The 11,818-nt window shown below is 68.9% G+C and carries 9 protein-coding genes and 4 pseudogenes; 10 read left to right on the top strand and 3 right to left on the bottom strand.

The window, feature by feature from the left end:
• The first annotated feature begins 75 nt into the window (after positions 1-75).
• From DTL70_RS10100 to DTL70_RS10085, 4 genes are all read left to right on the top strand, one after another.
• A complete protein-coding gene (locus DTL70_RS10100; RefSeq protein WP_114021544.1) occupies positions 76-390 on the top strand; it encodes a DUF3040 domain-containing protein in 315 nt (104 codons plus the stop codon).
• A 525-nt stretch (positions 391-915) separates the two neighbouring features.
• Positions 916-1,401 (top strand): cation:proton antiporter regulatory subunit, encoded by a 486-nt coding sequence (locus DTL70_RS10095; protein WP_114021543.1) that lies wholly within the window; start codon positions 916-918, stop codon positions 1,399-1,401.
• A gap of 6 nt (positions 1,402-1,407) precedes the next feature.
• Entirely contained in the window at positions 1,408-2,622 is a 1,215-nt protein-coding gene (locus tag DTL70_RS10090) for a cation:proton antiporter (protein WP_114021542.1), read from the top strand.
• Positions 2,623-2,694: 72 nt separating this feature from the next.
• The gene (locus tag DTL70_RS10085; protein WP_114021541.1) at positions 2,695-3,453 is read left to right on the top strand and encodes a YqjF family protein; all 759 of its coding nucleotides are present in this window, start codon (positions 2,695-2,697) and stop codon (positions 3,451-3,453) included.
• Positions 3,454-3,494: 41 nt separating this feature from the next.
• Here DTL70_RS10085 and DTL70_RS10080 read toward each other — a convergent pair.
• A pseudogene (locus tag DTL70_RS10080) lies at positions 3,495-3,840 on the bottom strand (transposase family protein); the annotation flags it as partial.
• Between the two features lie 65 nt (positions 3,841-3,905).
• Between DTL70_RS10080 and DTL70_RS33235 the strand changes: the two are divergent.
• A complete protein-coding gene (locus DTL70_RS33235) occupies positions 3,906-4,640 on the top strand; it encodes a hypothetical protein (protein ID WP_147266758.1) in 735 nt (244 codons plus the stop codon).
• Between the two features lie 94 nt (positions 4,641-4,734).
• Positions 4,735-5,205: a GNAT family N-acetyltransferase gene (locus tag DTL70_RS10070; RefSeq protein WP_114021539.1), complete on the top strand. Its 471-nt coding sequence runs from the start codon at positions 4,735-4,737 to the stop codon at positions 5,203-5,205.
• 6 nt (positions 5,206-5,211) lie between these two features.
• Here DTL70_RS10070 and DTL70_RS10065 read toward each other — a convergent pair.
• A pseudogene (locus tag DTL70_RS10065) lies at positions 5,212-6,332 on the bottom strand (IS630 family transposase).
• Positions 6,333-6,554: 222 nt separating this feature from the next.
• Between DTL70_RS10065 and DTL70_RS10060 the strand changes: the two are divergent.
• The 3 genes and pseudogenes from DTL70_RS10060 to DTL70_RS10050 all read left to right on the top strand — a co-directional run bounded on the left by DTL70_RS10060 (position 6,555) and on the right by DTL70_RS10050 (position 9,348).
• A pseudogene (locus tag DTL70_RS10060) lies at positions 6,555-7,513 on the top strand (IS481 family transposase).
• A 357-nt stretch (positions 7,514-7,870) separates the two neighbouring features.
• The gene (locus DTL70_RS10055) at positions 7,871-8,416 is read left to right on the top strand and encodes a hypothetical protein (RefSeq protein WP_147266757.1); all 546 of its coding nucleotides are present in this window, start codon (positions 7,871-7,873) and stop codon (positions 8,414-8,416) included.
• A 53-nt stretch (positions 8,417-8,469) separates the two neighbouring features.
• Positions 8,470-9,348 (top strand): annotated as a pseudogene (locus DTL70_RS10050) (IS5 family transposase).
• 15 nt (positions 9,349-9,363) lie between these two features.
• Here the strand turns inward: DTL70_RS10050 and DTL70_RS10045 are convergent.
• Complete coding sequence (locus DTL70_RS10045; RefSeq protein ID WP_114021537.1) at positions 9,364-9,825, bottom strand: MarR family winged helix-turn-helix transcriptional regulator; 462 nt, start codon at positions 9,823-9,825, stop codon at positions 9,364-9,366.
• 546 nt (positions 9,826-10,371) lie between these two features.
• Here DTL70_RS10045 and DTL70_RS10040 point away from each other — a divergent pair.
• Positions 10,372-11,769, top strand: coding sequence for an MFS transporter (locus tag DTL70_RS10040; protein WP_245979202.1), 1,398 nt, complete (start codon positions 10,372-10,374; stop codon positions 11,767-11,769).
• The last annotated feature ends 49 nt before the right edge of the window (positions 11,770-11,818 follow it).

Here is an 11,818-nt window from a genome sequence, read left to right as displayed (position 1 = left end):
TTCTCTGGGCCGCGCCCGCCCCGCCGCGGGGCGGCGCGGTGACGGACGACGTGGGGGGAGTGGGAGGGAGGGTCCATGGCCGGCCGCCACGGCAACGGTTTCCTGGACGAGATGGACGCCCGGATGCGGAGTGAGGATCCGAGGTTCGCACATGCCATGCAGAGCGGCAGGCCGTGCCGGCCTCGCGAGTACCGGCGCGGTTGCGCGTGGTCGTCCCTGGCTGTCGGCGTCGCCCTGCTCGGCCTCGGTGTGGTGATCAGCGACGGCATACTCATCACGTCAGGCCTCGTGGTCGCCGGGGCCGCCGGACACCTCTTCGACCCCGAGCGGCGTCGCCCCGGCAGGTCGGGTGCTGGTCATGCACACCGCAACGGGCCTCGGTCTTTCTGAACGTGCGGATCCAACGGCGCCTTTCTTCTCCCCCTGTGCACTAGCAACATCACATTTGCGCCATTCTTCCTGCGCTACAATCCTTTGCCGAAGCATTACGCTCCATTGAGCGGGTGAATGCTTACGTGAAGTCATGGCGGCTGACGGCCATGGCACCGAGCGGGCAAGGGGGGCGTGACATGGGTCAAGGAAGCCACGCCCTCTATCTGTCCGTCGCGGTGGTCTGTCGCCCACCGGCACCGCCACCCGTCCCGGTGCGCGTCGAGAACGCCGCGCGCGGCAGCGTGCCGGATACCTGCCGCCTGCGCTGCCGCTGACGCCCCGGACCGCTGCCCCTGCCGGACCAGGCCAGGGGCGCGCATCGGCTGCGTGCGCTGACAGCGCACGGACGCCGTCCGGCCCGTCCGGCACATGCCGCACGGGCCTTCCCGGGCGAGCAGCACAGGCATGTGTCGCGACGCGGTCCGAGCCGTCGCGGCACCCCGTCGGCCGCACACCCCGATCCGCGCCCTTCTGGAGCACGTCATGGAGCCTTCCACCCACACCCGCAAAACGTCGTTGCCCGGAGTCGGCACCCGCTACGACCTGGAAACCGGTGCCGGCCCCCACCTCTCGGTCGTCGTCCGCCAGGACGGCCGGCGCATCCTCGCCTTCCACGACCCCGAGGACGACGACAGTTGCAAAGACGCGGCCACCCTCACACCGCACGAGGCGACCGCGCTGGCGAACCTGCTGACCGACGACCCGGTGGCCCACCTGCACCAGCAGGTCGAGATCGACCTGGTCACCGAGCACATCGAGGTCACCAAACGTTCGCCGTACGCAGGACGCACGCTCGGCTCCACCCAGGCGCGTACCCGCACCGGCGCCTCCATCGTCGCCGTTCTGCGCCGGACCGCGGCTGTCCCGTCGCCGACCCCGGACTTCCGTTTCGCGATCGGCGACACCCTCGTCGTCGTCGGAACCCGGGAAGGCGTAGACGCCGTCGCCGAACTGATCATCGGAGGATAGACGCCCGTGCACAACACGACTGCCATGCTCATCGAACTCGGGGCGATCATTCTCGCCCTCGGCCTCCTGGGGCGCCTCGCCGGACGCGTGGGTTTCTCACCCATCCCTCTCTACCTGCTGGCCGGCCTCGCCTTCGGACAAGGAGGCATCCTCCCGCTCCAGGCGAGTGAGGAGTTCGTGGCCACCGGCGCCGAGATAGGCGTCATCCTGCTGCTGCTCCTGCTCGGGCTGGAGTACAGCGCCTCCGACCTCGTCATCAACCTCAAGACGCAGTACCCGTCCGGAGCGGTCGACTTCGTACTCAACGCGGTTCCCGGCGCCCTCGCCGCGCTGATCCTCGGCTGGGGAGCGGTCGGCGCCGTGGCGCTGGCCGGTGTCACCTGGATCTCCTCCTCCGGCGTCATCGCGAAGGTCCTCGGCGACCTCGGACGTCTCGGAAACCGCGAGACCCCCGTCATTCTCGGCGTCCTGGTCATCGAGGACCTGGCCATGGCGGTCTACCTGCCGATCCTCACCGCGCTGCTCGCCGGAGTCAGCCTGGCCGGCGGATCCCTGACCCTGCTGATCTCCCTGGGCACGGTCGCCGCCGTGCTCTACCTGGCCCTGCGCCACGGTCGCCTGATCAGCAAGGCGGTCTCCTCCGACAACGCCGAGATGCTCCTCCTCGTCGTCCTCGGACTCACCCTCCTGGTCGCCGGCATCGCACAGGAACTCCAGGTGTCCGCCGCCGTCGGCGCGTTCCTCGTCGGCATCGCACTGTCCGGAGAGGTCGCCGAAGGTGCCAGCAGCCTCCTCACACCACTGCGTGACCTCTTCGCCGCCGTCTTCTTCGTCTTCTTCGGACTCTCGACCAACCCGGCCGACATCCCGCCCGTCCTCGTCCCCGCCCTCATCCTCGCCGTTGTCACCGCGCTGACGAAGATCGCCACCGGCTGGTACGCGGCTCGCCGCGCCGGAATCAAGACCGCGGGCCGCTGGCGTGCCGGAGGCACACTGGTGGCCCGCGGGGAGTTCTCCATCGTCATCGCGGGCCTGGCCGTGGGGGTCGAGCCCCGCATCGGTCCGCTGGCCACCGCCTACGTCCTCATCCTCGTCATCATCGGGCCGCTCACCGCCCGCTGGACCGAGCCACTCGCCCGCCGCCTCACCCGCCGGCGCACCGCCGCGCAGGCAGCCGTCACACCGGCGGAACCCGCCGAGGTGGTCCGCACGAACAGCTGAGACAGGCAGCGCCGACGCCGGCATCCGGACGCCGGGGCCGACGCTCGGGTGGGCGTGTGCCAGGCTGGTGTCATGGAACGCGTCCCCGCCGAGTCGATCACGCCCGAGCCGGCGCGCGGGGTGCGGGTCGCGTTCACCACCCAGTCCTGGCTCGACCTGTCGTTCCTGCACTGGGCCGTCGATCCGGCGGATGTGGCGCCGCTGCTGCCTGCCGGGACTGTCCCCGACACCCACGACGGGCGCACCTACGTCGGTCTGGTGGCCTTCCGGATGCACCGGGTGGGTTGGTTCGGGCTGCCGGGTGTCCCGTACTTCGGTACCTTTCCCGAGACCAACGTGCGTCTCTACTCGGTGGACCGGCACGGTCGGCGCGGCGTGGTCTTCCGCTCACTGGAGGCCTCGCGGTCGCTGCCGGTGGCCGTCGCGCGCCTCGCTTTCCGGCTGCCGTACGTCTGGGCGAGGATGTCGATTCGGCGTGAGGCGGACACCGTCAGCTATGTCAGCAGCCGACGCCTGCCCGGGCCGCGCGGGCTGGGGTGCCGGATCAGGGTGCGGGTCGGCGAGCGCATCGAGGAGCCGAGCGCCCTCGAACACTTCCTGACCGCCCGCTGGGGCATGCACAACAGCTTCTTCGGGCGGCCGGTGTACATGCCCAACGCCCACCCGCGCTGGCCGCTGCACCGCGCCGAACTCCTGGAGTGCCAGGACGACCTGGTGGCCGCGGCCGGGGTGCCGTCACCCGCGGGGCCGCCGGTGAGTGTGCTGTACTCGCCCGGCGTGCCGGTCCGCTTCGGCCGCCCCGCTCGCCCGGGCGGTCTGCCCACCCCGTGAAGGGCCCGCCTGGGCCAGGTGCCCACGACCTGCCCGGCGGATCATGGCCGGAGCCATAGTCGGATCGCGGCCGCGGTGACTGTGCCGTGGAAGTCACAGGCTCTCTTGTCGTGACGGGTGGCGACCACCCGGGAGTTCTCGAGCTGGTTGATGGTCCGCTCGGCTTCGTTTCGGCGCCGGTGGTGCTCCTGTTCGAACCCGGCGAGCCTGCCGCCCCCGCTGCCTCCGCGCCGGCGGTTGGCCCGCCGGTCCCTCGGTTCCGGGATCGTGTGCTTGATCCGCCGTCTTCGCAGGCAACTGCGGTTGCGGCGGAACTGTATGCGTTGTCGCCGCTGACATGAGCCGGCCGGCTTCGGGGTGCCCGCCCGGTGGACGGGGAACAGCGATCAACCAGAAGGTCACATAATCCGCCGGACGGAACCTGACGAGCGGCATGGTCACCACACTCACCCATGGGTGTAGAACAAGCCGTCGGCGACCTCTACGACATGGGAGAACTTGTCTTCTCACATGGCCGGTTTGCCCCCTCCGGAACGGTAGGTTCCCGCCTTATCTTCGCCGAGAACATCATTTCTCACGGGGGAGGAAACCACGTGCCCACTAAACGCACCAAACGCACCAAACGCACCGGCAGAATCGGGGCAGCCGCCATGCTCACCGCAGGCCTGCTCACCGCAGCACCCTCCATCGCCGCAGCCGTGGACGACGGCGGGGTTCCCGGCAGCACCTTTGCGCGAACGGCCGGAGCAACGCCGAAGAGCGCATCCACTATGGATCACGACAAGGTCGCCGCCGTCAACTACTGCAGCCACCTGATCTCGGGCCCCGCAGGCGACGATGATCCCGGCGGCGTGAATGCAGGCGCATACCTGTACCCCTGTGGGGAGAGCGTCAACAACTGGCACTTCCGGGCCCTCTTCTATGCCTACGGTGAGCAGCTCACTCTGGAGGACAGGTACACCGACGAACACGAAGTGTCGTCATCCGTCAAGGTCTACACGACCGAGGGAAAGCTACTCGACGAAGACTACTTCCACACCGGAACGAAACAGACCTATAACCTGGGCACCCCGGACGGTTCCGGCGACATCGCGGAGGGACTTCGGGTGAAGTTCAACGTATGCGTAAGAGGAGTCGAGTGCTCGACGGGTGGTAGCTGGAACGGCTACATCTATGGAACTGCCTAGTGCTCTGGCGGCATAGGTTCACCGGGTTCCGTTCGGGTTCGATGGCGGAGAAGTCGGATGCAGCTGCATCGCGCGTCTGCGAGCATGCGTCGCTGTGGAGATCAACAATTCTGTCGTCCGACGCGCGGTCGCCTCCGACGCTGCTGCGGTGGCCGATGTGTGGCTGCGTGCCTTCGCGACGGCGCTTCCGGGCGTGCGCCGTGCGCATACGGACGACCAGGTCCGGTCCTGGTTCCGGGAGGTGGTCGTGCCGGGCCAGGAGACGTGGGTGGTGACGGTCGACGGCTCGGTGGTCGGGATGATGGTGCTGGATGGCGAAGACCTGGATCAGCTCTATCTCGATCCGGCCTGGCAGGGCGAGGGCATCGGCGGCCGACTCGTCGACCTGGCGAAGCAGCGTCGCCCGGCCGGGTTGGCACTGTGGACATTCCAGGCCAACGCGTCGGCACGCCGTTTCTACGAGCGGCACGGCTTCATCGCTGCCGAGTCCACCGATGGGCACCGCAACGAGGAACGCGAGCCGGACATTCGATACGTATGGCACCCCGGGGAGCAAGAGCCCTGAAGATACTCACGCCGGCTGGGCGAGTCGTCGTCCACCCCAGCGGATGCCCTTCTCCCTGCGGAATCGGGCGCGTTCACGGCGTTCGGCGGCCAGGACGTCGCGGTGGCGGGCGTTGGCGTTTCGCCACCGCAGATAGGCGTGCAGGGCCCGCGTCTGCACGGTGTGGTTGGGGTGGTTCGAGTTGGCGATAGAGAACTGCCGCAGCGGGCCGAAGTGGGCTTCGATCGGGTTCGCCCAGGACACGTAGGTTGGGGTGAAGCACAGCTCGACCTTGTTCTTCTTCGCCCAGCAGCGGATGTCGGCGCGCTTGTGGGCGGACAGGTTGTCCATGATCACGTAAATCGGGGCGCCGTCCGGGCGGGCGGCCCGGATCGACTTCAGCGCGGCCAAGGTGTTGGCGGCACCCTTTCTGCGACGGTTGACGCCCCACAGGGTGTCGTCGCCGATCGAGTAGCAGCCGTGGAAGTAGCGCACCCCGTGGGCGCGGTGGTAGGTCGCGGGATGCCGCTCGGGCCGGCCTTGCTCGGCCCAGCCCGAACCCGCGGTGGAACGAATCCCGAGCGGGCCGAACTCGTCGAAGGCGAAGTCCCGGCCCGGGAAGCGGTTCAGGACCTCCTCGATCCGGTCCAGCTTCGCCTCGCGGTCGGGCTCCGGGGATTCCTTCCACGTCTTGGTGCGCTGGAAGGTCACGCCGCGACGGGCGAGCAGGCAACGTAAGGCCCGACGGCCGATCCGGATGACGCGCCGTGGACTTTCCGCAGGTAGGCGGCGAGTTTGCGGATGGACCAGCGGGTGAAGGGCTGACCAAGTTTGGTGGGGCGGGTGGTGGCCGTCTGGATGACGAAGTCCTCGTCGTCAGGCTTGAGCAGGCGAGGACGGCCTCCCGCCCACTGAGGGTCCAGGCAGGCCAGGCCGACATCGTTGAATCGGTGGATCACGTCCCGGACGGTGTCCTCATCGGCCTGCACGAGCTGGGCGATAACCGGCACCCGGTTCCCGCCAGCCGAGGCCAGCAGCATCATCGCGCGCCGATAGCGCACCGAACTGGTGCTGCCCCGGCGCACCATCCGCTGCAGCTTCTGCCCCTCCTGGTCGGTCAGTCTGCGCACACGGACAGGCTCGGCCACCGCGCCTCCAGCGGTCGGATCGGACGTCACCACACATCCAACCGTCACGACCACCAACCCGGTGAACCCTCGCGGTCAGAGCACTAGCCGGTCCACGGCCTAGGTGTGTTGTCCCAGCACGTTGGTGACAGGCGACACGCCTCGGGCGGTCCTTGCATGAGGTGAGGGCCTTCTGGCTCCGGTGTGGATTGCGACATCTACGCCGTCTGCCAGGAGGCCCTCATGATCCACCGTAACGCCCCACTGACTCCGACCGGGCGGCTGCGACTGGCCCGCTGTGTCGTGGAGGAGGGCTGGCCGGTCCGCAGGGCGGCTGAACGCTTCCAGATCAGCCATACCACCGCCGCCCGCTGGGCCGCACGCTACCGCCGACACGGCGAGGCGGGCATGTACGACCGCTCAAGCCGCCCCCACCACCAGCCACGCCCCCCGGCCCACATCGAGATATACCTCCTGCATCTGCGCCACCAGGCGCGCATCGGCCCGCTGCGACTGGCCGCCCGCTGCGGCCTGGCCCCTCCACCGCCCACCGCATCCTCATCCGGCACCGCATGCCCGCACTCGCCTCGTGTGACCGGACCACCGGCGAACCCGTCCGCCGCTACGAACGCGAACGTCCCGGCGAACTGATCCACGTCGACGTCAAGAAACTCGGCCGCATCCCCGACGGCGGCGGACACAAAGTTCTCGGACGAGCCGCCGGAACCCGCCACAAGAAACGCCAGGGCGGCGCCGCAACCGCCTACCTGCACACCGCCCTGGACGACCACACACGCCTGGCCTACACCGAAGACCTCCCCGACGAGAAGGCCGCCACCTGCGCCGACTTCCTCCAACGCGCCACCATCTGGTTCGCCGCCCAAGGCTTCACCGTCGAACGCGTCCTCACCGACAACGCCTGGGCCTACAGCAAGAACACCTGGCGCCAGACCTGCCACGACCTGGGCATCCAACCACGCTGGACCAGGCCCCGGCGCCCACAGACCAACGGCAAGGCCGAACGCTTCCACCGCACACTCCTGGAGGAATGGGCCTACCACCAGCCCTACACCTCAGACGCCCAACGACAAGCCGCCTTCCCCGACTGGCTGGACTGGTACAACTACCACCGACCCCACACCGGCACCAGCGGCCACACCCCAGCAAGCCGCGCCACCAACCTCCCCGAACAACACACCTAGGGTGTGCAGTGGCAGCGCACCTACCCACTCTTCCCGCGGGTGCTGTTTCGTGCTGACGAACGCTGGCCCTCGGGCGTGGAGGCAGCGAACCGCCGACTTGAAGGCCATGGTGCGGCAGCATCCTCTCGTGCACGGCTTCGCAGAGCGAGTCCCCACGGGGGTGGCTCGGCTGGAGGGAGGCCGGACCGTCGTCCGCAGTATGGACGCCGTTGGCAGGTGAAGCGGACGGCGGCGTTCCTCGTGCAAGCCGATCCGTCGACACCTGATTCAGCCACCAACGTGCAGCCGCGGTCCGGACGGGCCAGGTACCGAAGGAGGCGAGCATCCCTCGCGGTCGGTGCCGCGGTGGTCCCCGTCGTGCTCGGCACGATCCTGGAGATCACGGATAAGGCCAGTGCGCCCGTCCGGGTCGTCGTGGATCTGACCCAGCTCACCGGAGTGGCCACACTGTTCACCACCGCGCGTAGCACGCGGGCCGAGCAGAACCGGCCGGCCAGGAACGGCGAACTGGCCGCCGGCAAGTTTGAGGTCAATGACATCAAGGTGGAACGGTTGACGCTCGACAGCGTGGAGACCGATTTCCGGGTAACCAACACCGGGGTTTCGACGGTGTCCATCCATGCCATCGAGTTGAAGTCCGTCGCAGTGGAGATCGGGGCGATCTTGTTCGGCCGTCAGAGGGTCTCAGCCTCCTACGGTGTCGGCCTCACATCGCTGCAATCGGTTGGCGCCTCGGTCAAGTGCGACGTCGCACAAGAGATCGCTGCTGGCGAGGTTGACCGGTTTGCCGTTTCCCTGAGGTTTCCAAAGTGGGGCTCGCACACGTTCCTCCGGTTCGCCATACAGCCGACCTTGATGACGAACTTCGGGCCAGTCGCCGGGCCGTTGCTCGAGCTCGCCTAGGCACTGTCCGGCGGATCGTGTGACTGTCGGTTTGCTGGCTCGTTGTTGTCGGCATGGGGCGGGGTGATCTGACCAACGCGGAGTGGGCCCGGCTGGAGCCGCACCTGCCGTCGAAAGGACGGCGTGGTGGCCGGTGGAACGATCACCGGGAGGTGATCAACGGGATCCTGTGCCGCGTGCGCACGGGCATACCGCGGCGCCACTCGCCCGAGCGTGCCGGCAGCTGGAAGACCACCTACGAGCGTCACAGGCGTTGGTCGGCGGACGGCACATGGGACCGGAGCCTGCATGCCGTCCAGGCGGACGCCGACCTGGCCGGCGGATCGACTGGAGCATGGTCAGCGTCGACTCGACCTCCTGCCGTGCCCACCAGCACGCGGCCGGGGCCCGCAAGAACAAGCCCCGCGTCCCGAAAAAAGGACGATGCCTCGGCACCACCGCCCCGATGAGGGACTCGGACGGTCCCGGGGTGGTCTGATCTGCAAGACCCACCTCGCTGGTGAAGGCGGCTGCCGCCCCATGGCCTTCCTGGTCACGCCGGGCCAGTGGGGCGACGCGCCACAGATGATCGAGATCCTCGAACGCATCCGAGTCGCCAGACCGCAGGGCGGCCATCCGCGCACTCGTCCCGGTCACCTCGGTGGCGGCAAGGCCTACAGCTCACGCCGCAACCGCCGCTACCTGCGAAGGCGCCAGGTCAAGCACACGATCCCTGAGTGAAGGACCAGCGGACCAACTGCGAACGGCGCGGGAGCAAGGGCGGCCGCCCTGCCGGCTTCGACAGCCAGACCCACAAGCGACGCAACGAGGTCGAGCGGCCGATCAACCGGCTGAAGAACTCCCGGGCCGTCGCCACCCGTTACGACAAGAGGGCCTACCTCTGCCACGGCACCGTCACCACAGCAACGATCCGACTATGGCTCCGGCCATGATCCGTCGGACAGGCCCTACGCGGGGCCTTCGAGCTGTTCGATGCCGTGGTTGAACTCGACCAGCAGTGTGAGGAACTGCTGGGTCTTCTCCTCGGTCCACTCCGCCGCCTCGATGAGCCGGGCGGCCCCCGCGCGGCTGATCGCCCGGTCCGCCTCCAGGCGTTCGAGGCCGGAGGAGGTGGGCCGGAACCTGCGTGCGACGCCCCCGGCGGGGTCCGGGATGCGCTCCACGAGTCCTTGCCGGAGCATGGCGCTGACCTGCCGGTTGATGGTGGACACGTCGGCCTGGAAGGTGTGTGCCAGCTCCTTGAGCGTGAGCGGTTCGCCCGTCTCCAGCCGGGTGAGCAGCACGTAGGCGGAGCGGTCGAGGCTCTGACCGATACGCGGGCCGCGCGAAGCGATGAAATGCCGTGACAACAGGGTCAGCTCGCGCTCCAGGTCGCCCAGGCGGCGCTCCTGCTCGCTCGGCTCCTTCATCTCGACCTTCTTTCCGTGTCGTTTCCTGCCGTGTCGGTACGCCGGTGCCCGCCCCCGCCCCCGCCCCGCACTGAACGGTGCAGGGAAGCGTTGCACGCGGGCACCTTGTGTATGTAACATGCACAACGTGTTCATGCAGCTCATCGCGCGCCGTGGGGACACCTCGGCCGCGAGATCGACCGTACAGACCTGTCACCTCACACCAGTCACCGCGCTCGGGGATCTTCCTTCCGGCCCGGGCGCCGGCGCCCGCCCGGACGGCTCTCGCGGCGTGTAGCCGGTGCGCCGAGATGCGGCACACCCGCGAGTCGAGACCCCTGCTGTCTTCGCCCGCGCCTGTCGCCTGTACTCGCGTCCGTTGTCCGCGCCGGCGGCGCGGCGGGCGGCGTTCCGGTCGCCAAGCCGTCGACAACGTGTCCCTTCCGCGGCACCCGAGTTCGCGGGAACCGAACCATCCAGCCCGCTCGCGGCGGGCCCCTCTCAGCTAGGAGTGCTTCGTTGTCAGCCAAGGCCGTCCGCCCCGTGGGGGCAGGGGCCGTCACTGCCGTGATCACTCTGAGCTGTGTCGTGATCTCGCTGATGCAGACCCTCATCGTGCCGATCATTCCCCAGCTGCCCCGGCTGCTGCACGCGGGACCGTCGAGCGCCTCCTGGGCGGTCACCGCCACCCTCCTGGCCGCGGCCGTGGTCACGCCCATCGCCGGGCGACTCGGCGACATGTTCGGGAAACGCAGGGTCATCATCGCGAGCCTGGCGCTGGTCGTCGTCGGGTCGGTGCTCTGCGCCGTGTCGGACAGTCTGGTACCGGTGATCACAGGCCGGGCGCTGCAGGGCCTGGCCACCGGCGTCATACCGGTCGGTCTCAGCTTCCTGCGTGACGTGCTGCCCGCCGCACGTGTCGGCGGAGCCATCGCCCTGGTCAGTGCCGCCCTCGGTGTCGGTGGGGCCGTCGGGCTGCCGGCGTCGGCGGCCCTCGTCCAGTACGCCGACTGGCACGTGCTGTTCTGGTTCGCCGCAGCGCTGGGGGTGATCTGTCTCGCGCTGGTGACGGCCCTGCTGCGTGAGTCCCCGAACCAGTCACCGGGGCGCTTCGACGCCCTCGGCGCCGTCGGTCTGTCCGCCGGTCTGGTGTGCCTGCTCCTGCCCGCCACCAAGGGCGGCAGCTGGGGCTGGGCCAGCGGCTCCACTCTCGGTCTGTTCGCCGGTGGCGTGGTGATACTGCTGGCGTGGAGCTGGTACGAGCTGCGCGTCGCGCAGCCGCTCGTGGACCTCCGCGTCACCGCACGCCGCCCCGTCCTGTTCACCAACCTGGCCTCTCTCCTGGTCGGCTTCGCCATGTACGCGACGTCGCTGGTGCTGCCGCAGTTGCTCCAGTCGCCCTCCGCCACGGGGTACGGCCTGGGCCAGTCCACCCTGGCGGCCGGCCTGGCACTGGCGCCGAGCGGACTGATCATGATGGCCTTCGCGCCTCTCTCCGCGCGCCTCACCGCCAGGTACGGCGCTCGTGTGACCTTGCTGACCGGTCTGTGCGTGATCGGGTTCGGATACGGCGTGGGCCTGCTGCTCATGGCCGAGGTGTGGCAGATCGTCGTCATGTCGCTGATCGTCAGCGCCGGTGTGGGCATCGCCTACGCGGCGAGCCCGGCCCTGATCATGGGCGCGGTCCCCGGCAACGAGACAGCGTCCGCCAACGGCGTCAACTCGCTGATGCGCTCCGTCGGCACCTCCTCCTCCAGCGCGGTGATGGCCGCGATTCTCGCTGGTATGAGCACGCAGCTCGGCTCGGTCTCCGTACCGACCGAGCAGGGCTTCCGCACGACCTACGTCGTCGCGATGGTCGCCGCACTCCTCGGCATCGCCGTCACTCTCCTCATCCCCCGTCCCCACCGGCCCGCTGCGGGGCGGCAGACCGCGGCGGCTCCCGCCGTCGGCGCCGCCCGCTGACCCGCACGCCATCCAACTCCTGAAGCAACAGGCCGACCGGAGAAGCGAA

The organism is Streptomyces diacarni, assembly GCF_003323715.1.
GTDB classification, from domain to species: domain Bacteria; phylum Actinomycetota; class Actinomycetes; order Streptomycetales; family Streptomycetaceae; genus Streptomyces; species Streptomyces diacarni.
The sequence above is the reverse complement of the archived record's forward strand: the minus strand, read 5'-3'. Positions and strand labels throughout refer to the sequence as shown.